Origin of the sequence: Mesorhizobium sp. M0296 (assembly GCF_040321675.1) — a bacterium.
Classification (GTDB): Bacteria; Pseudomonadota; Alphaproteobacteria; order Rhizobiales; family Rhizobiaceae; genus Mesorhizobium.
In genome coordinates, this window is sequence record NZ_JAMYRZ010000015.1 from 35,052 (window position 1) to 59,670 (window position 24,619).

The 24,619-nt window shown below is 63.4% G+C and carries 17 protein-coding genes; 7 read left to right on the forward strand and 10 right to left on the reverse strand.

Going from position 1 to position 24,619, the window contains the following annotated elements; genetic code table 11:
- Positions 1 to 9: 9 nt before the first annotated feature.
- The 4 genes from NKI97_RS16410 to NKI97_RS16425 form a co-directional block, all read right to left on the reverse strand.
- Positions 10 to 1,218, reverse strand: a complete 1,209-nt coding sequence (locus NKI97_RS16410) for an acetyl-CoA C-acetyltransferase (RefSeq protein ID WP_352448635.1) — start codon at positions 1,216 to 1,218, stop codon at positions 10 to 12.
- Between the two features lie 31 nt (positions 1,219 to 1,249).
- Entirely contained in the window at positions 1,250 to 2,419 is a 1,170-nt protein-coding gene (locus NKI97_RS16415; RefSeq protein WP_352744459.1) for an acyl-CoA dehydrogenase family protein, read from the reverse strand.
- Positions 2,420 to 2,658: 239 nt separating this feature from the next.
- Entirely contained in the window at positions 2,659 to 4,455 is a 1,797-nt protein-coding gene (locus tag NKI97_RS16420) for an acyl-CoA dehydrogenase (RefSeq protein ID WP_352448633.1), read from the reverse strand.
- Positions 4,456 to 4,692: 237 nt separating this feature from the next.
- Positions 4,693 to 5,154: a MerR family transcriptional regulator gene (locus tag NKI97_RS16425; protein WP_023677331.1), complete on the reverse strand. Its 462-nt coding sequence runs from the start codon at positions 5,152 to 5,154 to the stop codon at positions 4,693 to 4,695.
- Positions 5,155 to 5,706: 552 nt separating this feature from the next.
- Here NKI97_RS16425 and NKI97_RS16430 point away from each other — a divergent pair.
- The 4 genes from NKI97_RS16430 (at position 5,707) to NKI97_RS16445 (ending at position 12,838) form a co-directional block, all read left to right on the forward strand.
- Positions 5,707 to 9,567 carry a peptidoglycan-binding protein gene (locus tag NKI97_RS16430; RefSeq protein WP_352835326.1) on the forward strand — a complete coding sequence of 1,287 codons (3,861 nt, stop codon included), beginning with the start codon at positions 5,707 to 5,709 and terminating at the stop codon, positions 9,565 to 9,567.
- 191 nt (positions 9,568 to 9,758) lie between these two features.
- A complete protein-coding gene (locus tag NKI97_RS16435) occupies positions 9,759 to 10,682 on the forward strand; it encodes a sulfite exporter TauE/SafE family protein (protein WP_023676949.1) in 924 nt (307 codons plus the stop codon).
- Complete coding sequence (locus NKI97_RS16440; RefSeq protein WP_352448631.1) at positions 10,682 to 11,473, forward strand: TIGR02186 family protein; 792 nt, start codon at positions 10,682 to 10,684, stop codon at positions 11,471 to 11,473. Before NKI97_RS16435 ends, NKI97_RS16440 begins: the two co-directional genes overlap by 1 nt.
- Before the next feature lie 108 nt (positions 11,474 to 11,581).
- The gene (locus tag NKI97_RS16445; protein ID WP_352448630.1) at positions 11,582 to 12,838 is read left to right on the forward strand and encodes an Hsp70 family protein; all 1,257 of its coding nucleotides are present in this window, start codon (positions 11,582 to 11,584) and stop codon (positions 12,836 to 12,838) included.
- Between the two features lie 5 nt (positions 12,839 to 12,843).
- Here NKI97_RS16445 and NKI97_RS16450 read toward each other — a convergent pair whose 3' ends face one another.
- The gene (locus NKI97_RS16450; RefSeq protein WP_352448629.1) at positions 12,844 to 13,746 is read right to left on the reverse strand and encodes a LysR substrate-binding domain-containing protein; all 903 of its coding nucleotides are present in this window, start codon (positions 13,744 to 13,746) and stop codon (positions 12,844 to 12,846) included.
- A 278-nt stretch (positions 13,747 to 14,024) separates the two neighbouring features.
- On the opposite strand from NKI97_RS16450, the gene NKI97_RS16455 reads away from it, so the two are divergent.
- The 3 genes from NKI97_RS16455 to NKI97_RS16465 are packed head-to-tail and all read left to right on the forward strand — an operon-like array spanning position 14,025 to position 18,633.
- Positions 14,025 to 16,955, forward strand: a complete 2,931-nt coding sequence (locus tag NKI97_RS16455) for a molybdopterin oxidoreductase family protein (protein WP_352746969.1) — start codon at positions 14,025 to 14,027, stop codon at positions 16,953 to 16,955.
- A complete protein-coding gene (locus tag NKI97_RS16460; protein ID WP_352621895.1) occupies positions 16,952 to 17,686 on the forward strand; it encodes a 4Fe-4S dicluster domain-containing protein in 735 nt (244 codons plus the stop codon). The genes NKI97_RS16455 and NKI97_RS16460 overlap by 4 nt, the downstream gene beginning before the upstream one ends.
- 11 nt (positions 17,687 to 17,697) lie before the next feature.
- On the forward strand, positions 17,698 to 18,633 hold the full coding sequence (locus tag NKI97_RS16465) for a dimethyl sulfoxide reductase anchor subunit family protein (protein WP_352835331.1): 936 nt from the start codon (positions 17,698 to 17,700) through the stop codon (positions 18,631 to 18,633).
- Between the two features lie 2 nt (positions 18,634 to 18,635).
- On the opposite strand, the gene pdeM is transcribed toward NKI97_RS16465, so the two are convergent.
- The 5 genes from pdeM to NKI97_RS16490 all read right to left on the reverse strand — a co-directional run bounded on the left by pdeM (position 18,636) and on the right by NKI97_RS16490 (position 24,597).
- On the reverse strand, positions 18,636 to 19,352 hold the full coding sequence (gene pdeM, locus NKI97_RS16470) for a ligase-associated DNA damage response endonuclease PdeM (protein WP_352448625.1): 717 nt from the start codon (positions 19,350 to 19,352) through the stop codon (positions 18,636 to 18,638).
- Positions 19,349 to 21,871 (reverse strand): ligase-associated DNA damage response DEXH box helicase, encoded by a 2,523-nt coding sequence (locus NKI97_RS16475; RefSeq protein ID WP_352835389.1) that lies wholly within the window; start codon positions 21,869 to 21,871, stop codon positions 19,349 to 19,351. Before NKI97_RS16475 ends, pdeM begins: the two co-directional genes overlap by 4 nt.
- 67 nt (positions 21,872 to 21,938) lie before the next feature.
- A complete protein-coding gene (locus NKI97_RS16480; RefSeq protein WP_352448624.1) occupies positions 21,939 to 22,799 on the reverse strand; it encodes a C40 family peptidase in 861 nt (286 codons plus the stop codon).
- A 13-nt stretch (positions 22,800 to 22,812) separates the two neighbouring features.
- Entirely contained in the window at positions 22,813 to 23,163 is a 351-nt protein-coding gene (locus tag NKI97_RS16485; RefSeq protein WP_023676939.1) for a MarR family winged helix-turn-helix transcriptional regulator, read from the reverse strand.
- A gap of 69 nt (positions 23,164 to 23,232) precedes the next feature.
- Entirely contained in the window at positions 23,233 to 24,597 is a 1,365-nt protein-coding gene (locus NKI97_RS16490) for a leucyl aminopeptidase family protein (RefSeq protein ID WP_352448623.1), read from the reverse strand.
- Between the last annotated feature and the right edge of the window lie 22 nt (positions 24,598 to 24,619).

The following is a 24,619-nucleotide window of genomic DNA, read 5'->3' on the forward strand; positions in this document are numbered from 1 at the left end:
CTCTCTCCGTCAGACGCGTTCGATGATCGTTGCAGTGCCCATGCCGGCGCCGATGCAAAGCGTCACCAGCGCGGTGTTGAGGTCGCGGCGTTCCAATTCGTCCAGCACCGTACCGAAGATCATCGCACCGGTGGCGCCGAGCGGATGGCCCATGGCGATGGCCCCACCATTGACGTTGATCCGGTCATGCGGAATGTCGAAAGCCTGCATGTAGCGCAGCACCACCGAAGCGAAGGCCTCGTTGAGCTCGAACAGGTCGATGTCCGACAGCTTCATCTTCGCCCGCTTCAACAGCTTCTCGGTGACGTCGACGGGGCCGGTCAGCATCAGCACCGGTTCGGAGCCGATGTTGGCGAACGCACGGATGCGTGCGCGCGGCTTGAGGCCGAGCGTCTTTCCCGCCTTTTTCGAGCCGAGCAGCACGGCCGCCGCGCCATCGACGATGCCGGAGGAATTGCCGGCATGGTGGACGTGGTTGACCTGTTCCACCTCGGGATGCTTCTGCACGGCGACGGCGTCGAAGCCGCCCATTTCGCCGGGCATGACGAAGGACGGGTTGAGCGCGGCCAGCGACTGCATGTCGGTCGAGGGCCGCATATGTTCGTCATGGTCGAGGATGGTCAGGCCGTTCTGGTCCTTGACCGAGATCACCGAATTCTTGAAGCGGCCCTCGCCCCACGCCTTGGCGGCACGCTTCTGGCTTTCGACCGCGTAGGCATCGACGTCGTCGCGCGAAAAGCCGTATTTGGTGGCGATCAGGTCGGCCGAGATTCCTTGCGGCACGAACCAGCCGGGCAGGCCGACCGATGGGTCCATGAACCAGGCGCCGCCGGAGGCGCCCATGCCGACGCGCGACATCGATTCGATGCCACCGGCAATGACGATCTCGTCGGCGCCCTGTGCGATCTTGGCGGCGCCGAAATTGATGGCGTCGAGGCCCGAGGCGCAGAAGCGCGATATCTGCATGCCAGGCGCCTTGGTGTCGTAGCCGGCCTCGAAAGCGGCGGCACGTGGAATGACCGCACCCGCCTCGCCAACCGGATCGACACAACCGAAGATGATGTCGTCGACGGTGCCGGTGTCCAGCCCGTTGCGGTCGCGGATGGCCTCGAGCACCTTGGCGCCGAGCCGCACCGCCGGCACTTCGTGCAGCGAGCCATCCTTCTTGCCCCTGCCGCGCGGCGTGCGCACGGCATCATAGACATAAGCTTCGGCCATTTTCCTGCTCCTTGGGTTTGCTGAAACTCGCTCAGAGCGAGCGCCCGATCAGCAATTTCATGATCTCGTTGGTGCCGCCGTAGATGCGCTGGACGCGGGCGTCGCGGAACATGCGCGCAATCGGATATTCATTCATGTAGCCATAGCCGCCATGCAATTGAAGGCATTCGTCGACGACTTTTCCTTGCAGGTCCGACAGCCAGTATTTGGCCATAGACGCGGTCACCGGGTCGAGGCCGCCGTTGATGTGGCGGGCAACGCAGTCATTATAGAAGACGCGGCCGATGGTCGCCTCGGTCTTCAATTCGGCAAGTTTGAACTGGGTGTTCTGGAATTCGATGATGGCCTTGCCGAAGGCCTTGCGCTCCTTGACGTAGTCGATGGTAAGCGCCAGCGCCCGCTCGACCATGGCAATAGCAGTGGTGCCGATCTGCAGCCGCTCCTGCGGTAATTGCTGCATCAACTGGACAAAGCCCTGGCCTTCCTCGTTGCCGAGCAGGTTCGAGGTCGGCACACGCACGTCGTTGAAGAACAGTTCCGACGTGTCGTTGGCCTTGAGGCCGATCTTGTCGAGGTTGCGGCCGCGCTCGAAACCTTCCACCTCGTCAGTCTCGACGACGATCAGCGAGATGCCCTTGGCGCCCTTCTCAGGATCGGTCTTGGCAACGACGATGATGAAATTGGCGAGCTGGCCGTTGGTGATAAAGGTCTTCGAGCCGTTGAGCTTGTACTGGTTGCCGTCCTTTTCGGCGCGCGTCTTGACGCTCTGAAGGTCGGAGCCCGCACCGGGCTCGGTCATGGCGATGGCGCCGATCAGCTCGCCGGTCGCCAGCCTCGGCAGCCATTTCTTCTTCTGCTCGTCCGAGCCGTAATGGAGGATGTAGGGGGCAACGATCGAATTGTGCAGGCCAATGCCGAACCCGTCGACGCCGACATGGCCGATCGCCTCGATGATGGCGCTCTCATGCGCGAAGGTGCCGCCCGATCCGCCATATTCCTCCGGCATAGAGGCGCAGAGCAGGCCGGCAGCACCCGCCTTCAGCCAGCTCTCGCGGTCGACCATTTCGTTCTTCTCGAACTCGTCGTAACGCGGCGCGATCTCTTCCGACATGAAGCGGTGCGCCATGTCGTAAAGCATGCCGACCTCGTCCGCCGCCCAGGCGGGCTTGGGAAGGCCAAGGATTTCGGCGGGGTGGGTCATGGTTTCTCCCTCGCGCCGACGTTCCCCTCCCCCTCGAGGGGAGGGTGGCCGCGAAGCGGCCGGGTGGGGTCGCCGATGACTTGCTTGACCTTATCTATTACAACCTGCGCCATGTGCCACGGCATTGCGATCATTTTCCTCCAAGGCATGCACCAGAATGGAGGTCGGCGCACTGCACGCAGGACCCCCTCCCGGCCCTTCGGGCCACCCTCCCCTCGAGGGGGAGGGGAACGCCGAAGCTAGAACGCTTCCGCCGGCAGTGTCATCAATGTGTCGGCACCGCTGGAGATGCGGGCAAGATGCGCCGACGTCTCCGGCATGATCCGCTCTATGAAGAAGCGCGCCGTCACCAGCTTGTGGTCGTAGAAAGACGAAGCGCCGTCGGCGCCATTCGCCAATTTCGCTGCGGCCACCCTGGCCATCTGCGCCCACATATAGCCCAGCGCCACCAGGCCGAAGAGATGCATGTAATCGGTCGAGGCGGCACCGGCGTTATCGGGCTTGGCCATGCCGTTCTGCACCAGCCACATCGTCGCCGTCTGCAGATCGTTGAGGCCCTTCTTCAGCGCCTTGGTGAAGGGCGCCATCGTCTCGTCGGTGCGGTTTTCCTCGCAGAACTCTCCGACTTCCTTAAAGAAAGCCTGGACCGCGCGGCCGCCATTCAAGGCCAGCTTGCGGCCGACGAGGTCGAGCGCCTGGATGCCGTTGGCACCCTCATAGATCATGGCGATGCGCGCATCGCGGACGAACTGGCTCATGCCGTGCTCTTCTATATAGCCGTGGCCGCCGAAGACCTGCTGCGCCATTACCGCATGATCGAACCCCTTGTCGGTGAGCACGCCTTTGACCACCGGCGTCATCAGGCCGGTGTAGTCGTCTGCGACCTGGCGATCTTTGTCGTCACCGGAGCGGTGAGCGATGTCGGACTTGATCGCCGTCCACAGCGCCAGCGCGCGGCCGGCCTCGTTGAAAGCCTTCATGGTCATCAGGCTGCGGCGGATGTCCGGATGGACGATGATCGGATCGGCCTTCCTGTCCGGCGCCTTCGGCCCTGACAGCGAGCGGCCCTGCAGACGATCCTTGGCGTAGGAAACCGCATTCTGGTAGGCAACCTCAGATAGCGAAAGTCCCTGCAGGGCGACGCCAAGCCGCGCCTCATTCATCATGGTGAACATTGCTTTCAGCCCGCCATTGGCCTCGCCGAGCAGCGTGCCTTCAGCGTCGTCGTAATTCATGACGCAGGTCGAGTTGCCATGGATACCCATCTTCTCCTCGATCGAGCCACAGGAGACGGTGTTCTTCTCGCCCGGATTGCCTGAGGCATCGAGCTTGAGCTTCGGCACGATGAACAGCGAGATGCCCTTCACGCCATCCGGCGCGCCCTCGATACGGGCCAGCACCAGGTGGACGATATTGTCCGACATGTCATGCTCGCCGGCCGAGATGAAGATCTTCTGACCGGAGATCCTGTAGGTGCCGTCGCCATTGGGGACGGCCTTGGTGCGCAGCAAGCCAAGATCGGTTCCGCAGTGTGGCTCGGTCAGGTTCATGGTGCCGGTCCAGGCGCCCTCGACTAGCTTCGGCAACCATGTTGCCTTCTGCTCTTTGGTGCCATGGGTGATGATCGCAGCGATCGCGCCTTGCGTCAGGCCGGCATACATCATCAGCGACATATTGGCCGACACCATGTATTCGGCAACCGCAGTGTGCACCGCGTAGGGCAACCCTTGCCCGCCAAACTCGACAGGTGCCGCGAGCCCCATCCAGCCGCCTTCGCGATACTGGTCGAAAGCTTCCTTGAAGCCTTTCGGCGTCGTTACCGAACCGTCGTCATGGCGCATGCAGCCTTCCACGTCGCCAACGCGGTTCAGCGGCTGCATCACGTTTTCGGCGAGCTTCGCGCCCTCGGCAAGGATGGCCTCGAGCACATCCGGCGTCGCGTCGGAAAATCCGGGAAGATTGGAATAACGCTGATATCCCAGCACTTCGTTCAGCACGAACAGCGTGTCCCGGACCGGCGCTCTGTAGATCGGCATGCGTTTCCTCCACCATGCGGTCTTGGCCCCGAAATCAGCCCCAGCATATGAGGATGGCAGACGGACCAACGTTGTGGTCGAGATAACAAATATTGACGTTTGCGTAAACGTCAATTCTGCGCTGCGGTAAATTTTCTCCCGCGCGCCAGGACGACAAACGACAAAGCACGGCAAACGACGAAGAACCGCGCAGCGAAAGCCACGCGGCTCTTATTCGTCACAAATCGAAAGCTTAGTTTAGCTCGCTACGCTGGCCTGCGGCGTCGAGCGCTCGATCAGCATTTGCCGGACGGTCGACATCGAAGCACTCAGTTCGCTGATGGCGTCGTCGATCAGCGCCCGCTGCTTCTGCAGACGGGCAAGCTGCTTCTCCGACTTGTCGAGCGCCAGCCGCAATTGCTTGGTGTTGGAGCCGTTCGGATCGTAGAGGTCCATCATCTGCTTGACGTCACGCAGCGAGAACCCGACCTTGCGGCCAAGCAGGATCAGCTTCAGCCGGGCCCTGTCGCGGCGTGTATAGAGACGGGTCGAGCCGTCGCGCTGCGGGTTGAGCAGACCCTTGTCCTCATAGAAACGCAGCGTACGCAGCGTCACTCCATATTTCTTGGCCATTTCGCCGATGCGGACAAGCTCTTCACCGGCTTCGCTCGACATATCGTTGGTGTTGGCCGCGGCTTGGCCGGGCGAAATAAGTTTCATGGTCACTGGCTTTCCCCGTCTGGTGGCGTCGCGGTCGCGGACCTTGCGTCGCCTGAGTGAAAGCGGGGGCGTGCTTCCACTCGTGGTTTCAACAAACAAATCGCAAACGGCGTAATCCGCTCATTTACGTTTACGTCAATTCTATATCGATAGCCGCCTCACCACGCAAGAGCGTTCTGGTCTTGCAACTTTATGCCGCAGCACCAGCGGACAACCTAAAAGGTCGTTGCCGATTTCGGGAGCGATCATGCGGCTGATCAAAATTCTACAACGTCTTTTGCGCGTCCAAAAAAGACACCCGGCGCCGTCGGCAGCCAGCCGACAAAGTTGCAACTTCTTAAGCTTGGTTAACGCGTTGTTTACCACGTTGGGGCGAAATGTGCGCATGTCGGTTACCCGTGTCTATCCTGTACTGAATTTTTCACGGTTTTTCGGAGCGCGGATGAGACCCGGGAAGCTCGTCTTCCACTGCAACAAGCCAGGCAGTCGCGTTCGTCCCGGCAGGACTTTGGGAACCTGGTGAAAGCCAGCAATTCTGAAACGGGCGCATTGATGAACAGCAAGCGGTCCTACCTCGATACACTCAACGCCGGCAGGCAACGCCGGCCGCACACGACGCTTGAAGAGCTCAACCGCTCCCTGGAAACTCTGGAGCAGCGGCTGGAGCGGACGCGCGAGGAGACGGCAAGCCACCCCGATCCGCGCCGACCAGCGGCAGAACCACGCTATCCCAGCGCCCAACCCTATGGCCAGCAGCGCCGGTATGAGGATCCACGCGCGCAGCGGCCGAAAGGTCCAGCAGCGGCTTTCGACCAGAATTACCAGGCGATCGCCCGCGATATCGACCGGGTGCGCGGCCAGGAGGACAGCGTCGCCCTAGCCGGCAAGATCGCCGGGGAATTGCGCGGCCTGCGCGAAGACTTGCGCCAGCAGATGACCTCCGGCCTGCAACGCGAGTTCGAGGTACTGCGCAAGAATATTGGGCGAGCCTTCCAGTCAAATGGCGGCGGCAAAGGCAGCGCCGAACTCAGCGTCGAATTCGAGCGGCTTTCCGGCGCCATCCAGACACTGGCCGAAAAAAGCGACGACAGAAGCGTCAATATGCTGCGGCTCGAGCTTGAGCAGGTCAAAGCCGCGCTCGATACGCTGGCGCGCGAGGAGAGCGTGCAGGCGGTCGGACGCCGCTGGGACGATTTCGACCGCCGCTGGAACGCTTTCGAGGATCGCGTCGAGGCCGATCAGCGCAAGCGTTCCGATGCACCCGGCCTGTCGGCGCTGACGGAGCGGCTCGAACAGATCAGCAATGCCGTCAGCAATCTGCCGGAATCGCTGTCGCTGCGCTCGCTCGAGGAAAAGGTCCGCACGCTTGCCGGAGCGGTCGACCATTTCGCCCGCCAGCAGGACAATCGCGGCGGCGACACATTCAGTCAGATCGACGAGCGGCTCGACGAGATTTCCCGCGCGATCGTCGCCTCGACGGTTGCCGCGCAAGCCAATTCGTTCGACCCCGAGCCCTTCGAACGCATCGAGAAGCGGATCGATTCACTGGCCCAGCAAATCGAAGAAGTGTCGCAGGATCGTCCGGGTCGGGAGGTCATTGACCGTCTCAACACATTGTCGAGCCGCGTGGATGAACTGGCCGGCCGAGCCAATCTGCCGGAACAGGCGATGGAGCGCCTTGCCAGGCAAGTCGCGCTTATTGCCGACAAGATCGACCACGCACCTGCCATGCCCGACGCCGACTACATCTTCCAGGGGCTCGAGCAGCGCTTCGACGTGCTGTCCAGCATGATGGAACGTCGCCAGGGCGACGCAATCGAACAAGGCAACATGCTGTTTCGCGACCTTGAGCGCCGGTTGGACGAGGTCGCCGACAGGCTGGACCAGCGCATGCCGCAGGTCGATAGCGCTGGCATCATGGATGCCATCGACGCCCGCTTCACCGCGCTGGCCAAGCGGATTGAGACGCGCGTTCCAGATCCCGCCAACGAGGCGGCGATCCGTGGCCTGGAGAGCCGGCTCGAAGACATCTCAAGCCGGCTGGATTCGTCCGCGGCACAGGTCGCCAGCATCGACCCGGCGTTGATCCGCAGCCTTGAGGCGCAGGTCGCCGGCCTGACGGCGCATCTTTCCAAGCCCGGCACGCCGCTGCCGGAATTCGACGACATCAGCCCGCGTCTCAACGAAATCGAGAAGTCGCTGGCCGGAACCCGCGATTCCGTCCTCGGCGCGGCGCGCGAGGCGGCTGAGAGCGCCGTCCGCTCACTGGCCGGATCAAGCGCCAACACGGCGGCCGTTACCGGCCTCGCCCAGGACCTGAAGACGCTCGAGGCACTGACGCGCCGTTCGGACGAGCGCAATTCGAGAACGTTCGAGGCTATCCACGATACGCTGCTCAAGATCGTTGACAGGCTTGGTTCATTGGAGACGGGTGAACCGGCAAGCGCGGAGTTGAGCAAGCGTTTCGGCCGGCCATCCAAGATCTCGGTGCAGGACGCACCGTCGATGGACCTCGACCAGCCGCTGCCGTTGACGGGCAGCATGGCCGATCTCGACGGCCGCGCCGCGGCGCTCGTGCGCGACGAGCCAGGTCCGCGTACGCCAGCCGAGGCCGCCGCCGCAGCAGCCCTGGCGGCTCTCGGTTCAGACACGACGCGTGAAAAAACCGAGCAAGGCGGCGGCAGGAAATCGATGTTAGGCGGGCTGGCGCGCGCCTTGAAGGGCAAGAAGGACGCCGAGATGCCGCCGCTTGCAGGCTCGGCGCAGAGCGCCGAGATACCCAGCGTCGATCTCGACGAGCCCCTCGACCCCAAGCTCGCCAACCGACCACTGGAACCCGGCTCCGGCGCACCCGACCTCAGCGCCATCATGAAGCGCGTGCGCGACGAGCGCGGGCAGCCGACCCGGGAAGGCGGCGCTGAGGCGGCGAAATCGGACTTCATCGCGGCAGCCAGACGGGCTGCGCAGGCGGCGGCCGCCGAGGCGGACGCCCTCAAGCGCCAGTCGACGATGAAAGGCCCGGTCAAGGCACTCAGGATCGGCGACCTGCTCAAGGCGCGGCGCAAGCCGATCCTGATGGGGGCAATCGCCATCATGCTGGCGCTTGCCGGCCTGCAACTGGGCAAAGCCTTCTTCTCCGACCCGGTCGAAGTCACCAACAATGAGGCGGCACCGGCCGTGGCCGTACAGCCGGTGGAAACCGCTTTGGCCAGCGTTGCCAGCGAGCCGAAGGCGGACGCGCAGACGACAACACAGGAGAGAGCGCCGTCGCCCACCGTCAGGCAGGCAGAGCCATCCGCATCGATGACCAAGGACGACACGGCGGCGCAAACCGGCCCCGCTACACCGGCAGCCGAGACATCGACGGCGCCCTCGGCTTCCGCGGCGCCCGCTGACCTGGCGGCGCAAGACACCGCGGCCGCAGTGCCCGCGCCGGCAGCGGCGACGGCCAGCGACGCCGAGCCAATGGCTGCCGCGCCTGCTATAGCCACCGCTGCGATGCAGGACACGACCGGCACGGTGCCGCCGGCGGATGCTGCCGCGGCAGGCGTTGCCAAGATCGACGTTCCGGCCGATGCCGGTCCGGCCGCCCTGCGCGATGCAGCGGCCGGCGGCGACGCCAAGGCGCTGTTCGAGATCGGCTCGCGCTACGCCGAGTCTCGCGGCGTCAAAGAAGACATGGCGGCGGCGGCCAAATGGTATGAGAAAGCTGCCGAACTCGGTTTCGCACCGGCAGAATACCGCATCGGCAATTTTTACGAGAAGGGCATCGGCGTCGCACGCGACATCAAGAAAGCGAAAACCTGGTACCAGCTTGCCGCAGCGCAGGGCAATGCCAGCGCGATGCACAATCTTGCCGTGCTGTTTGCGATGGCGGCGGATGGCGTGACCGACAATGAATCGGCAGCGCGCTGGTTCCAGGCGGCGGCGGATCTCGGTGTCAAGGATAGCCAGTTCAATCTCGGCATCCTCGCGGCGAAGGGCGTCGGCATGAAGCAGAACCTCGAGGAGAGCTACAAATGGTTCGCACTCGTCGCCAAGACCGGCGACAAGGATGCGGCGGCCAAGCGCGACGAGATCGCCAAGGCGCTGAGGCCCGAGCAGCTGGAGCGTGCGCGGGCCGCGGCTGAACTGTGGAAGGCCAAGCCGCTCGATCCAGCCGCCAATTCGGCCGACGTTCCTGAATCGTGGCAGGACGGCACACCGCAGACGACCGCCGGCATCGACACGAAGAAAGCGGTCCAGAACATCCAGCGCATTCTCAACAAGAACGGCTACGAGGCCGGCAATCCCGACGGCATGATGGGCCAGAAAACCAAGAACGCGATCATGGCCTTCCAGGCCGACAACGATATGAAGGCAACCGGCGCGATCGACGAAAAGCTGGTCAAGGCGCTGCTTGCGCGTAAATAACGGCGGATGCGTCGTTTCCGCGACGCCCTTGCCACAGATTTGCCTGTTAACTGATTGAGTTGTTTTTTGTTTCGGCGGTGCGGCGAAGTTTGACTTCACGGCCCGGCCGGCGCAAGAACGAGATAGCCTTCTGACGCAAAATGCCCGCAACGGTTGCATTCGCCAGGAGGCAAACTGATCGAGACTGACGGGTGGGCATCTATCTCCCGATCGCGGAAATTTCCGTCAACATCTTCGTGCTGCTGGCCATGGGTGCGGCGGTGGGTTTCCTGTCGGGCATGTTCGGCGTGGGCGGCGGCTTTCTCATTACGCCGCTGCTGATCTTCTACAACATACCGCCGGCAATTGCGGTCGCCACCGGCGCCAACCAGGTCATCGCTTCCTCCTTCTCCGGCGCCCTGTCGCACATGAAGCGCGGCACGCTCGACTTCAAGCTCGGCGGCGTGCTTTTAGCCGGCGGCATCGTCGGCTCGACCGGTGGCATCTATGTCTTTGCGCTCCTGCGCCGGCTCGGCCAGCTCGACCTGTTCATCTCGCTGCTCTACGTCGTGCTGCTCGGCACCGTCGGCGGACTGATGCTGGTCGAGAGCGTCAATGCGCTGCGCGCCACTCGCAGCGGCGCCGCACCGGTGTTGAAGAAATCCGGCCAGCATAATTGGATCCACCGCCTGCCGCTGAAGATGCGGTTCAGGGCCTCGAAGCTCTTCGTCAGCGTCATTCCGGTGCTTGGGCTGGGCGCGGCGATTGGCTTCCTGTCCTCGATCATGGGCGTCGGCGGCGGCTTCATCATGGTGCCGGCCCTGATCTACCTTTTGAAAGTGCCGACCAACGTCGTCATAGGCACCTCGCTGTTCCAGATCATCTTCACCTCGGCTTACACCACGCTGGTCCACGCCACCACCAACCAGACGGTCGACGTCATGCTCGCCTTCCTGTTGATGGCAGGCGGCGTCGCCGGCGCGCAATATGGCGCCAAGGCTGGTCAGAGGCTGCGGGGCGAGCAACTCAGGGCGCTGCTGGCGCTGCTCGTGCTGGCGGTAGCCATCCGGCTTGCCATCGATCTTTTCGTCACGCCGCCCAATCTCTATTCTCTGTCCGGCGTGGGCCTGAGCTGATGGCCGGCCTAAGGACGCTCGCGGCCGCCGTCTTGCTGTCGCTGCTGGCTGCTGCGCCACCGGCGAAGGCGCAGGCGCCACTAACCGAAAACATCCAGATCGGCCTTTCCACCGACAATGTCTCGATTACCGCCGGCTTTTCCGGCGCCGACCTGACCATTTTCGGCTCACTGGAAAATGCCGATCCGCTTGTCGCGCGGCAAGGGCGCTACGACGTGATCGTCGTGCTGGAAGGCCCGGCTCGGCCGGTCGTCGTGCGCCGCAAGGACCGGGTGCTCGGCGTCTGGGTCAATCTGGAGTCGGAGACCTTCAAAAACGTACCTGTCTCCTATTCGGTGGCGACGACGCGGCCGCTGCAGGACGTCACCGATCCGAACAGCTACAAGCAGCTGTCGCTTGGCGCCTCCAACCTCTATTTGCAGCCGGCCGACGCGGAGGACAGCCCGGCGACAATCGAGGAGTTCACCGCCGCGCTGCGCGAACGCAAGGCGGCGACCGGCCTCTACAGCGAGAATGTCGGCGGTGTGCAGTTCCTGTCGCAGAACCTGTTCCGCGCCACCGTCAGGCTCGCCCCAAACGTTCCGGTCGGCACCCATAAGGCCCGCGCGTTCCTGTTCAAGAGCGGCCTGTTCATCAAGGAAAGCTCCGCCCAGCTCGAAATCCGCAAGTCCGGTTTCGAACAGTCGATCTTCCGCGTCGCGCACGACTATTCCTTCCTCTACGGTGTCTTTGCCGTATCGCTGGCCATGCTGACCGGCTGGCTCGGAAGACTGGTGTTCAGGAAAGACTGAACTCTCGTAAAAGTGGTTTCCCTTTCCGAGGGTATGGGTTAGACCGCGACCCCCGGCCCGACCGGATACGAGCTGCTGCTCCCCAAATCAGAACTACAGGAACGCACGATGCGACCAGCATTTGCCGGTATTGACTTCGGCACTTCGAATTCCACCGTGAGCGTGGTCAGGAACGGGCAGCCGCGGCTGGTGGCGTTGGAAGACGGCCAGGTCACGCTGCCCAGTGCGGTATTCTTCAATTTCGAGGACAACCGCACCTATTTCGGGCGACGCGCCCTTGCCAACTATACGGACAGTATCGAAGGCCGCCTGATGCGCTCGTTGAAGAGTGTGCTCGGCAGCTCGCTCGCCCACGAAAAGACGCGCATCAAGGCGCGCTCGATCGGCTTCATGGAGATTGTCGGCCTGTTCGTCGGCTATCTGAAAAAGAAGCTGGAAGAAGAAGCCCATGACGCGGTCGACAGCGTCGTGCTGGGACGGCCCGTGCAGTTCGTCGACGACGATGCCGAGGCCGACGCCAAGGCGGAGCACGAACTCGAAAATGCCGCTCGTGCCCACGGCTTCAAGCACATCGCTTTCCAGTTCGAACCGATTGCCGCGGCACTCGACTACGAACAAAAGGTGACGCGCGAGGAACTGGCGCTGATCGTCGACATGGGCGGCGGCACGTCCGACTTCTCAATCGTGCGGGTCTCGCCCGAGCGCGCCCGCTCGCTTGACCGCAAGGGCGACATCCTGGCCAGCCGCGGCATCCACATCGGCGGCACCGACTTCGACCGGCTGTTGAGCATCGCCCATGTGATGCCGCAGCTCGGCCATCTCTCACCGACCAAGGATGGCAAACGTAATCTGCCGGCGAGCTACTTCATCGACCTGGCGACGTGGCAGCGCATAAACCTGGTCTATACCGCAAGGGCGATGACGCATCTGCGCCAGATCCGCTATGAGGCGGAACGCGCAGACCTGGTCGACCGGTTCATCCACATCGTCGAGCATCGTTACGGCCACGCGCTGGCGGCACTGGTCGAAAAGGCCAAGATTGAGCTGACGGACCGATCGTCGGCCGATGTCGAGGTCGCGCTGCCGGAGGTGAGGTTCACGGCAGAAATCACGCGCAAGAGTCTCGAAGCCACCATAGCCAGGGACATTGAGCGTGTTGCGGCTACGGTCGAGCAGACCATCCGCGACGCACAGGTGAAGGCCTCGGATATCACCGCGGTGTTCTTGACCGGCGGATCGACCGCGATCCCGCTGGCCAGGCAGCAGATCCTGGCGCTGGTGCCGCAGGCGTCGGTAATCGAAGGCGATGTGTTCGGCTCGGTCGGGCTTGGGCTGGCGCTCGACGCGCAGCGGAAGTTCGGCTGATCGGCTTAAAGCGGCGCGGATCTCTCAGCTTTGCCGCCAAGATGCGCCTTGAGCGCCATCTGGGCCAGGCTTGGCTGCCGGTCGCGATGCGTGATCATGGCAAATTCGCGCTTCGGCAGATCGATCGGCACGGAACGCAGACTGCCTTCGGCGACCGCGCGCGCGACGACGAGTTCCGAAATGATGCTGGCGCCGGCGCCGGCCTCGACCGCCTGGCGAATAGCCTCATTGCTCGGCAATACCAGGAATATCTGCAGGTCCGCGAACGAAATCCCGTCGCGTCGGGCAAGGTCCTCCAGCGCCTCGCGCGTGCCCGACCCGCCTTCGCGAATGATCCAGCGAAGCCCGCCAAGGTCGGGATGTCCAGGCGAAACTTCTGCGATCTCAGGGTGCGAGCGCGCCACGACCAGCATCATGCGATCGATATCGACCTTGGCACGGCGCAAAATGTCGGATTCGGTGCGCCCCTCGACCAGGCCAAAATCGGCTGCGCCATCAAGTACATTGGTCTCGACCTGCCTGGTGTTGCCAATGCTCACGCTCAGCCTGACGGCAGGATAGGCTTCGTGGAAAGAGGCGAGCCGGCGCGGCAGCCAATAACTGGCGATGGTCTGGCTGGCAGCGATCGAGAGACTGCCTGATATCGTCTGCGCGACATGCTCCAGCACATTGTGGGCGGCCGCAGTCCGCTCGAGGACCGCCTTGGCCTCGGGCAAGAATCGGCGTCCGGTCTCGGCGAGCTCGATATTGCGGCCCACTCGGTTGAACAACTGGACGCCGTGCTGCTGTTCGAGCGAGCGGATGGCGGCCGACGCGGCCGACTGTGAGATGCCCAGCAACTCGGCCGCTTTGGTCATGTGCGCCCGTTCGGCGACGGCGACGAAGATCCGCAACTGGTCCAGGGTCATTCCGGCACTAAGAAGCAAATCCGATTGGAATTACAAGAGCAAGTTGTTAGACGGATCGGTCGCTTTGTTCTAAATTTTGACCCGAAATTGGAAAAAAGTCGCGCCTAGCAGTCGAGGGTAGAATTGGTGGGGCGGTTCAAATCCGTGTTTGCGCACTGGACCCGCAGCCTGCGGCGGCGGCTCTTGGGTGAACGCTATCGGCCGGAAGAGCATTACATGCGCGGCCCCGGCCCGAAGACGAGAGCCAAGGTCGCGGAGCGCAAGAGCATCACCGGATCATGACCAACAACCTGCTGCGCGGAGCCAATTCGGCACCATCACAACGGCCGCTTGCCGATACGCGCGCGCCCGCTGAACGCGACGGCGTCGATACTTCGCCTGATGTCTCCGACAGCATCGCCAAGACCACCTGCTATATGTGCGCCTGCCGCTGCGGCATCGACGTCCATATCAAAAACGGCAAGGTTCGGTATATCAACGGCAACAAGGATCATCCGGTCAATCGCGGCGTGCTGTGCGGCAAAGGCAGCGCCGGCATCATGCAGCATTACAGCCCGGCGCGGCTGACGAAACCATTGCTGCGCACCGGACTGCGCGGCTCGGGCGAGTTCCGCGAGATCGAGTGGGAGGAAGCTTTGTCGATCGCGACAGAACGGCTTTCCAACATCCGCCAGACCGATCCGAAGAAACTCGCCTTCTTCACCGGCCGCGACCAGTCGCAATCGCTGACCGGTTGGTGGGCGAGCCAGTTCGGCACGCCGAACTTCGCGGCCCATGGCGGTTTCTGCTCGGTGAACATGGCAGCCGGCGGCCTCTACACGATTGGCGGCTCGTTCTGGGAGTTCGGCGAGCCCGACTGGGACAACACCAAGTATTTCATGCTGTTCGGGGTTGCCGAAGACCATGATTCCAATCCGATCAAGATCGGCCTCGGCAAGCTCAAAGCGCGCGGCGCCAAGGTGGTTTCAATCAATCCCTGCCGCACCGGCTACAACGCGATTGCCGACGACTGGATCGGCATCCGGCCCGGCACCGACGGCCTGTTCGTGTTCGCCCTCATCCACGAATTGCTGAAGGCTGGCCGCATCGATCTCGAGTACCTCTTGCGCTACACCAATGCCCACATCCTGGTCGTTCAGGAGCCTGGAGCTGTCGATGACGGGCTGTTCATGCGCAATGGCGACGGCAATCCGCTGGCTTGGGACAGGGTGGCGAAGATGCCTGTCAATGCCAGCGATGCCGACGCGAAGCCCGCATTGACCGGCAGCGTTCTCGTCGACGGCCGCCGCTGCGTGCCAGTCTTCCAACTCGTCGCCGACCGTTATCTGGACGAGAGCTATTCACCGGACGCCGTCGCTGACCGGTGCGGCATCTCCGCCGACACCATCCGACGCATTGCCGCAGAACTCGCCCATGTCGCCTTCGAACAGCAAATCGAATTGCCGGTGGCCTGGACGGACTGGGCCGGCCGCCGGCACGAGACGATCAAGGGTCGGCCGGTGTCGATGCATGCGATGCGCGGCATCTCGGCCCATTCGAACGGATTTCACACTTGCCGCGCCATTCATCTGCTTCAGGTGCTTCTCGGCACGGTGGACGCGCCGGGCGGCTTCCGCTTCAAACCGCCTTATCCGCGGCCCGCGCCGCCGGCTCCAAAGCCCGCCGGCAAGAATGTGAAGCCGATGACACCGCTCGAAGGCATGCCGCTCGGCTTCGTCTGCGGACCGGAGGACCTGCTGATCGATGAAGGCGGCAAGCCTGTTCGTATCGACAAGGCATACTCCTGGGACGCGCCGCTGGCCGCCCATGGGCTCATGCACACGGTCATTCGTAACGCCTGGGCGGGCGATCCCTACAAGATCGACACTCTGTTCATGTACATGTCCAACATGGCCTGGAACTCGTCGATGAATACGGTCGAGACGATGGCGATGCTGACCGATATCGATGCGTCGGGCGAGTACAAGATTCCGTTCATCATCTATTCCGACGCTTATTATTCCGAGACCGTACCTTTTGCCGATCTGGTGCTGCCGGACACGACCTATCTCGAGCGTCATGACTGTATCAGTCTGCTCGACCGGCCGATCAGCCATGCCGACGGGCCGGGCGACGCGATCCGCCATCCCGTCGTCGAGCCGGACCGCGACGTCAGGCCGTTCCAGACGGTGCTGATCGAACTCGGCGCGCGGCTCAGCCTGCCCGGCTTCGTTGACGACGACGGCTCCGCCAAATACCGCGACTATGCCGACTACATCGTCAATCACGAGCGCACGCCAGGTGTCGGTCCGCTCGCCGGCTGGCGCGGCAAGGACGGGGCCTCGGTCGGCAAGGGCGAGGTCAATCCCGACCAGTTGCAACGCTACATAGATAATGGCGGCTTCTGGCACCAGGACTTCGCCGCCGATCAGCGCTACTACAAGATGGCCAACCGCTCGTATCTCGAATTCGCTGAGAGCATGGGCTTCATGCCGAAGGCCGAGCCGATCGTCTTCCAACTCTATTCGGAGCCGATGCAGCGCTTTCGCCTTGCGGCGCGCGGCCATGGCGGGGTGCTGCCGCCGGAGGCGGAGCGCAGCCGTATCGAGACCTATATGGATCCGCTGCCGTTCTGGTACGCGCCCTTCGAAGAGGCTGCGGTCGACAGCCAAGCCTATCCGCTGCACGCGCTGACGCAGCGGCCGATGCACATGTACCATTCCTGGGGCGGGCAGAATGCGTGGCTAAGGCAGATCACCAGCCAGAACCGGCTGTTCGTGCACAATCGGACCGCCGCCAGCCTCGGGCTTGCCGATGACGACTGGGTGTGGATCGAGAGCATCAACGGCAAGGTCAAAGGACAGATCAAGCTGGTCGACGGCGTCAACGCCAATACGGTGTGGACCTGGAATGCGATCGGCAAGCGTCGCGGCAGCTGGGGGCTGAAGGATGATGCGGCCGAATCCAATCGCGGCTTCCTGCTCAACCACATCATCGGCGACCAGACCTCTGCCGATGCGAATGGCAAACACTATTCGAATTCCGATCCTGTCACCGGCCAGGCGGCATGGTTCGACCTGCGCGTGCGCATCGTCAAATGCGCAGACGAGGAAGCAGGCTTCACCGAACCGCAGTTCGAGCGGTTCCGACAGCCACCGCATTTTGAGCCCCCGCCCGATAAGCTTAGTTTCGGCGCCGAATTCCGTCGGGAAAGAGAAGCTGCCAAATGACTTGCCTTCCCACCCACACCGACAAAAAGCTCGGCCTGGTCATTGACCTCGACACCTGCGTCGGCTGCCAGGCCTGCGTTACCGCCTGCAAGGAATGGAACACCGGCGGCCACATGGCGCCGCTGACCGACATCGACCCCTATGGCGGCAATGTCGACGGCGTCTGGTTCAATCGGGTGCACAGTTATGAGCACATCACGGAGATGGGTGGGCGCACGGTCAATTTCCCACGCTCCTGCCTGCATTGCGAGACACCGGCCTGCGTCACCGTCTGCCCGACCGGCGCCTCCTACAAGCGGGCGTCGGACGGCATCGTGCTGGTCGACGAGGACAAATGCATCGGCTGTAAATTATGCAGTTGGGCCTGTCCCTATGGCGCACGCGAATTCGACACCGATGTCGGCGTGATGAAGAAATGCACGTTGTGCGTCGACCGCATCTACAACGACAATCTGGCGGAGGAAGATCGCGTGCCCGCCTGCGTCGCTGCTTGCCCGACCAGCGCGCGGCATTTTGGCGATCTGGGCGATCCGGCATCCGCTATCTCGCAACTGGTGGCCGAGCGCGGCGGTGTCGATCTGATGCCGGAAATGGGCTATAAGCCGACCAACAAATATCTGCCGCCACGTGCCCACACCACCCGCGCCGCATCGGTGCCGGCGCCAGCGCTTGAAGCGGTGCAGGCTGAAGGCGGCTTCCTCGGCTGGGTCGACCGCATGCTTTCGAACTGACCCGTGCCTTCATGCATCCAGCCTTCTCCGTCGTCTTTTTCACCACGGCCACGGGCGCCGGTTACGGCCTGCTCGCGCTGCTTGGCGTGCTCGCCGGACAGGGCTTTATCCCGCCCGATTTCTGGCTTGGCCTCACCGGCATGGGGCTGGCGCTTGGCCTGATCTCGACAGGCCTGCTGTCGTCGGCCGGCCATCTCGGCCGGCCCGAACGCGCCTGGCGTGCCTTCTCGCAATGGCGTAGCTCATGGCTGTCGCGCGAAGGTGTTGCCTCGGTCGCCACCTTCGTGCCGGCGGGGTTGTTCGCTATTGGCTGGGTGGTCCTCGGCCGTACGAGCGGCTGGGCGGCTGTCGCCGGGCTGCTCGCTGCCATCGGCGCGGTCGCAACCGTCTGCACCACCGGCATGATCTACGCGTCGTTGAAGCCGATTGCCCAGTGGCACAGCCGCTTCACCCTGCCCGCCTACCTGGTCTTTTCGGCGATGACCGGCAGCGTACTGCTCAACGCCCTGCTGCAGGGATTTGCCGCAGGCTCGAATATGCTTCTGGCGGGTGCCCTGTTGCTGACCGCGCTCGGCTGGGGTTTGAAGCTGGCGACCTGGCGATACAATGACAGGCTGGAGATCCCGACCAACGCCAACACCGCAACCGGGCTTTCCGGCGGCACGGTGCGGTCGCTGGAATGGCCGCATACCGAGGAAAACTATCTGCTCAAGGAGATGGGTTTTCGCATTGCGCGCAAGCACAGCGCTAAACTCCGCCAGATCACGCAGGTGCTGGCCTTTGCTTTGCCCGCGTTGCTGCTGGTCGCGGCGTTCGCCTTGCCGTGGCCCTATGCGGCAGCACTGTCGATACTCGCCGCAATCGCCCAACTCGCCGGAATGCTGGTCGAGCGCTGGCTGTTCTTCGCCGAGGCCAAGCACACGGTCGCTTTGTACTACGGCAGGTAGGTTTAGCCCGGCCTGAGCATCGTGTGGGAAATCGCGAAAATGCGCTCTGTGCCAAGCATATAGGCCATCAGCGTTTCGCGGCGGAACAGCCCGGCATAGGCGCGATCGAGCACGTTGAGCGAGCCGGTATAGGCGCCGAAAGCCGGCATGATCATGCGGCCGCCATCGCCGGCAAAGCAACGACGCCGCACCGAACGGCCTTGCTGCACGATGCGGGCGCAAGGATGCAGGTGGCCTGATATCTCGCCTTCCACTCTCACCGCCGAAGGCTCGTGCCGGAAGAGTAGCGAGCCTATGGCCAGCTCGTGCACGGTCTCGCCTGGCAAGTCGGCCGGCGCTTCAGGATCATGATTGCCGGCGACCCAGAACCAGTCGCGCCCGACCATCAGCCCTTCCAGCCTTTGGCGAAAGCTCGCGTGCATACGTGCGGCGGCGCCGCCATCGTGAAAACTGTCGCCCAGGCTGATAACGATCGCAGGCTGATAATCGGCGATCACCGCCTGCAGCCGGAGCAACGTCGCACCGGTGTCGTAAGGTGGGACCAGCGTGCCGCGCCTGGCCAGTGATGAGCCTTTTTCCAGATGCAGGTCGGATACGGTCAGAAGCCGGAATTCGGGAAAATAGAGCACGCCGCGACGGTCGCAGATCGCGCGTTCGCCGGCGATACGGACAGCGCCCGCATCCGCCAGAGGCGCAGCCATGGCGAGCGCGACAGTCATTTCGTCCCCATGGCCTCCTCGACCAGCGTGGCTGCATCCATCAGCAGCGTGTCATCGGCCTCGCCATGCACCGGCATTTTGCCGATCTCGAGCATGATCGGCACGGCGAGCGGCGATATCTGCTCGAGGTTCTTATGCATGATTCGACCTTGGACGCGCGAGAGCATCTCGGCAAGTCTGCTGACATCCAAGAGACCGGTCGCGGCATCGGCACGCGTCGCCTGCAAAAGGATATGGTCGGGCTCGTGGCTGCGCAGCACGTCGTAGATGAGATCCGTCGACACGGTTACCTGGCGGCCGCTCTTCTCCTGCCCCGGGTGGCGTTTCTCGATCAATCCCGAGATCAGCGCGCAATTGCGAAAGGTGCGCTTCAACAACCAACTGCCGGCGAGCCAGGCTTCGAGGTCGTCGCCCAGCATGTCCTGATCGAATAGCGCAGCCAGCGACGGTTTCTTCGCCCTGAACATATGGCCCATATCGGCCAGCGACCATATGGCAAGCGCATAGTCGGTGGCGACGAAGCCGAGCGGCTTGGCTCCCGCCCTGTCGAGGCGGCGGGTGAGCAGCATGCCGAGCGTCTGGTGCGCCAGCCTGCCGTCGAACGGATAGGCCACCAGATAGTAGCGGTTGCCGCGCGGAAAGGTCTCGATCAGCAGATCGTCGCGTTTCGGCAGCACCGACTTGTCGGCCTGGAAGCGTAGCCAGTTGGCGACCTGCTCCGGCAGCTTCTTCCAGCGCTGCGGATCGTCCAGCATGGCGCGGACCTGTTCGGCCAGGTACGTCGAAAGCGGGAATTTGCCACCACCGTAATACGGCACCTTGGCGTCGCTGCCGGGTGCATTCGAGACAAAGCACTCATTCTCGCGGATACCTTCGAAGCGCAGCACCTTGCCGGCGAACATGAAGGTGTCGCCATGCGTCAGCGTTTCGAGGAACGCCTCCTCGATCTTGCCCAGAACCCGGCCGCCACGCGAAGCCGCGCCTCTGCTGCCGGCCTGGACGTAGCGGACGTTGAGCGCCGGCACTTCGATGATGGTGCCGACGTTGAGCCGGTATTGCTGGGCGACGCGAGGATTTGAGACCCGCCACAGTCCGTCCTTGTTCAACCGGATGCGGGCATAGCGCTCGTAGTTCTTTAGCGCATAGCCGCCAGTGGCGACGAAATCGATGACGCGATCGAATGTCGGGCGATCGAGATCGGCATAGGGTGCTGCCGTCCGCACCTCCTCGAACAGCGCATCAGCATGGAACGGCGCACCGCAGGCACAGCCCAGCACGTGCTGCGCCAGGACGTCGAGCCCGCCATCGACCAGCGGCGGCGTATCCTGGGCACCGAGATAATTGGCGTCGAGCGCCGCCCTGCATTCCAGCACCTCGAAGCGGTTGGCCGGTATCAGGATCGCCTTGGACGGCTCGTCCATACGGTGGTTGGCGCGGCCGATGCGCTGCGCCAACCGGCTGGCACCTTTCGGCGCGCCGACATGGACGACCAGGTCGACATCGCCCCAGTCGATGCCGAGGTCGAGCGTCGACGTGGCGACGATGGCGCGCAGGGTGTTCTCGCCCATTGCCTTTTCGACACGCCGGCGCTGCGCGACGTCGAGCGAGCCGTGATGCAGCGCGATCGGCAAGGTCTCCTCGTTGACCCGCCACAACTCCTGGAACAGCAACTCCGCCTGGCTGCGCGTGTTGACGAACAGCAGGGTTGTCTTGTGGCGCTTGATCTCGTTGTAGATTTCCGGCGTTGCGTAGCGGGCCGAATGTCCCGCCCACGGCACGCGCTCCTCCGAATCGAGAATGGAGATGTCGGGCTTGGCGCCGCCGGTGACGACGATCAGTTCGGCCATCGGCCCCGGTGGATTCTGGCTGACCAGCCAGCGCCGCAATTCGTCAGGCTCGGCGACCGTCGCCGACAGGCCTATCGTCTGCAGGGCGGGCACAAACGAGCGCAGCCGGGCCAGCCCGAGCGACAGGAGATGCCCGCGCTTCGAGGTCACCAGCGAATGCAATTCGTCGAGCACGACATAGCGCAGGTCCTCGAAGAAGCGCTTGGCATCGGGCGCAGCAATCAGCAGCGCCAATTGCTCGGGCGTGGTCAGGAGAATGTCGGGCGGCGCCAGCTTCTGCCGCTGGCGCTTGTGTGCGGGCGTGTCGCCGGTGCGCGTCTCGACGGTGACCGGCAGCCCGATTTCTTCGACGGGTTTGCCGAGATTGCGCTCGATGTCGACGGCCAGCGCCTTCAGCGGCGAGATGTAGAGTGTGTGGATGCCTCGATGCGCCTGCCCCGGCCTTCTCCTCGGCCGGCCGGCCAGTTCGGTCAGCGATGGCAAGAACCCGGCCAGCGTCTTGCCGGCGCCGGTCGGGGCGATCAGCAATACCGACTGCCCACCCTGGGCTTTGGCCAGCAAATCGATCTGGTGGGCGCGCGGCGACCAGCCCTTTTCCGCAAACCATTTGACGAATGGCTGGGGCAGGACGACGGCGGCATTCTGTTGGGCAAGGCGCGGCTGCTCTGTCACGCGCCAGAGGTAGCGCGGCAACGCGCAATCGCCAAGCAGAATCAGAACAAAAGGTGATCGATTCGCGTTACGGCCGGCGAAACCCGGTCGGGCCGCCATAGAGATAACCGATACGGGCGATCGCCTCCCCCAGTCCTTCACGCGACACCAGCATGGTGTGGCCGTTGGCGTGGATCATGGTCTCCGGGTCCGTCATGATCGCGACGTGGCCTTTCCAGAAGACCAGGTCGCCGCGCCGCAACCCGGCAAAATCCGGCCCGAGGTCGAGCGGTTCACCGACGGTCGCCGCCTGCATGTCGGTGTCGCGCAGCACTTGCCTGCCAGCCATGTGCATTGCAAGTTGCACGAGACCGGAACAATCGATGCCGAATCCGGAGACGCCGCCCCACAGATAGGGCGTGCCGAGAAACGCCTCGGCGACCGCGACGTAGTCGGGGGCAACCTCGGCGACAGGCCTGAGATGGTCAGATATGACCGCCTCGCCGGATGGCAGCAGAGCATAGTACGTGCGGCGTGTTTCAGTCGCGCCTTTCACTGTTACCGCCGATCCCATCGAGAGTTGCCCGCTGATCGGGAACCGCAAATCCGGTCCCGGATAGAGGAAAGTGCGCGGCACCGAGACAACATGCGTGGGCGCATGGTCCCGACCGCCCAGCACAGTGTCGGCGACATAGCCGACATAGCCGTCGCGCTCGGCCTGTATCCAGGCCCAGCCCTCAACGTCCTCGAAGACGAGGACGTCTTCGCCGAACAGAAGCTGGGTATCGACGCCGGCATCCGGGCGCGGAGCCTTGCGGACATCGGCGACGGAGGCTGATATGCGAGCCGGCCGGCCGGCGACGAAACGGTCGGCGGAAACCTCGCCTTTCAGCCTGGCGTCGGCGAGATCGGAGCGGAAGGCATGGAGGCGGGCATCCCTGGCGGTCAAATCGGCAACTCGTTCAAATGGGCAACTCTTGGGCTCTGGCAATGATAACATCGCCAAAGCGCTCGACAAAGAGCGCGCCTTCGACTGTACGCCTGACCAGCACGTTGCGCTTGTCGAGCTCGTCGCGGTGGCGCGACACCAGTTTCAGCGCCCCCATCGTATCGAGCGCACGGGTGATCACCGGCTTGGTGACGTTGAGGCGGGCGGCTAACCCCCGCACCGTATGTGGCGGCGGATCGAGATAGATGGTGAACAGGATCGCCGTCTGGCGCATAGTGAGATCGGGCGCGTCGTCACGCACCTCGGATAACACCACCTGTTGCCATAGTCGCAAGGCCTGGCTTGGACGCATGATAATCGACATCCGTCCAGCATGACGGAAAATTGTTTCGGTTCCGTTTCAGTCAATACCTTCGTCGGCTATGCCCGAGAATCAGCCGTAGCGGTTCGAAATGACCTGCTCCAGCGCCCGGATGCCTTGCGCTTCGCCACCGGCAAGGCCGTGCGGGCGGTCGAACGGGTTCCAGGCGAAGATGTCGACATGCGCCCAGCCGGCGGTCTTTTCCACGAAGCGCTTCAGGAAAAGCGCCGCGGTGATCGAGCCGGCAAAACCGTCCGGCGTGACGTTGTTGACGTCGGCCACCTTCGACGCCAGCTTGGCGTCATAGGGCTTCCACAGCGGCATCCGCCATAGCGGATCCTCGACCGCAACGGACGCGTCCGCCAGCTCGGATGCAAGCGTCTCGTCACCGGTATAGAACGGCGGCAAGTCAGGACCGAGCGCAACACGGGCAGCGCCTGTCAGCGTTGCCATATCGACCAGCATCTGCGGCTCTTCGTCATCGGCCAAGGCCAGGGCATCGGCGAGCACCAGCCGTCCTTCGGCGTCGGTGTTGCCGATTTCGACGGTAATGCCCTTGCGGCTCACCAGCACGTCGCCTGGCCGGAAGGCGTTGCCGGCTATCGAATTCTCGACAGCCGGGATGAGCACGCGCAGCCGAACCTTCAACCCGGTGGCCATAATCATGGAAGCGAGACCCAGCACGTTGGCAGCGCCACCCATGTCCTTCTTCATCAAAAGCATGCCCGAGGACGGCTTGATGTCGAGACCGCCTGTATCGAAGCAGACGCCCTTGCCGACCAGCGTTATCTTGGGGGCATTGTTCGGCCCCCAAATCATGTCGATCAGGCGTGGCGCGTCGGCAGAAGCCCGACCGACGGCGTGGATCATCGGAAAGTTGGCGGTAAGAAGATCGTCGCCTTTGGTCACCGATATTTCGGCCTTGTGCGTCGCGGCCAAGGTCCGGGCGGCCTTCTCCAACTGCCCGGGGCCCATATCGCTGGTCGGCGTGTTAACCAGATCGCGCGCCAGGAAAATGCCATCGGCGAGGCGGCGGATGCGGGCGGCGTCGGTGCCTGCCGGCAGCGCGAGGCGAAGCGTCTTGCCTGGCTTCTTGCCGTAGCGGGTGAAGACATAGCCGCCGAGCGCCACGGCGAGTGCCGTAAGCTCCGGCTTGGCCGGTGCGGACGCAAAATGCCACTCGCCTGCGGGCAAGGCTCTCGCTAGTGCGCCGATGGCCAGTGCGCCCTCGCCATCACCGGTGCCGAACAGGGCTCCGGCAATCGCGCCGTTGTCGCCAGGCACGATCAGCGTCCGGCCGGCCTCGCCGGAAAAGCCGTTGGCCTTGGCCCAGGCGACCGACGATGGCGCAAGGCCCGCCGCCGCCAGAGCATCCTTCGCCACCAGATGGACCGGCAGCGCATTGCTCAATTCTTTCTCGACGAGTTCGACAGGCATTTCGCTGGCCTCCGGCTTCCGA

What these genes read in the sequence shown, in the direction of transcription:
- pdeM (WP_352448625.1), bottom strand. Translation starts at nt 19,352, where the DNA reads ATGACTGTCGCGCTCGCCATGGCTGCGCCTCTGGCGGATGCGGGCGCT.
- NKI97_RS16415 (WP_352744459.1), bottom strand. Translation starts at nt 2,419, where the DNA reads ATGACCCACCCCGCCGAAATCCTTGGCCTTCCCAAGCCCGCCTGGGCG.
- NKI97_RS16450 (WP_352448629.1), bottom strand. Translation starts at nt 13,746, where the DNA reads ATGACCCTGGACCAGTTGCGGATCTTCGTCGCCGTCGCCGAACGGGCG.
- NKI97_RS16490 (WP_352448623.1), bottom strand. Translation starts at nt 24,597, where the DNA reads ATGCCTGTCGAACTCGTCGAGAAAGAATTGAGCAATGCGCTGCCGGTC.
- NKI97_RS16410 (WP_352448635.1), bottom strand. Translation starts at nt 1,218, where the DNA reads ATGGCCGAAGCTTATGTCTATGATGCCGTGCGCACGCCGCGCGGCAGG.
- NKI97_RS16420 (WP_352448633.1), bottom strand. Translation starts at nt 4,455, where the DNA reads ATGCCGATCTACAGAGCGCCGGTCCGGGACACGCTGTTCGTGCTGAAC.
- NKI97_RS16425 (WP_023677331.1), bottom strand. Translation starts at nt 5,154, where the DNA reads ATGAAACTTATTTCGCCCGGCCAAGCCGCGGCCAACACCAACGATATG.
- NKI97_RS16460 (WP_352621895.1), top strand. Translation starts at nt 16,952, where the DNA reads ATGACTTGCCTTCCCACCCACACCGACAAAAAGCTCGGCCTGGTCATT.
- NKI97_RS16465 (WP_352835331.1), top strand. Translation starts at nt 17,698, where the DNA reads ATGCATCCAGCCTTCTCCGTCGTCTTTTTCACCACGGCCACGGGCGCC.
- NKI97_RS16455 (WP_352746969.1), top strand. Translation starts at nt 14,025, where the DNA reads ATGACCAACAACCTGCTGCGCGGAGCCAATTCGGCACCATCACAACGG.
- NKI97_RS16440 (WP_352448631.1), top strand. Translation starts at nt 10,682, where the DNA reads ATGGCCGGCCTAAGGACGCTCGCGGCCGCCGTCTTGCTGTCGCTGCTG.
- NKI97_RS16485 (WP_023676939.1), bottom strand. Translation starts at nt 23,163, where the DNA reads ATGTCGATTATCATGCGTCCAAGCCAGGCCTTGCGACTATGGCAACAG.
- NKI97_RS16445 (WP_352448630.1), top strand. Translation starts at nt 11,582, where the DNA reads ATGCGACCAGCATTTGCCGGTATTGACTTCGGCACTTCGAATTCCACC.
- NKI97_RS16430 (WP_352835326.1), top strand. Translation starts at nt 5,707, where the DNA reads ATGAACAGCAAGCGGTCCTACCTCGATACACTCAACGCCGGCAGGCAA.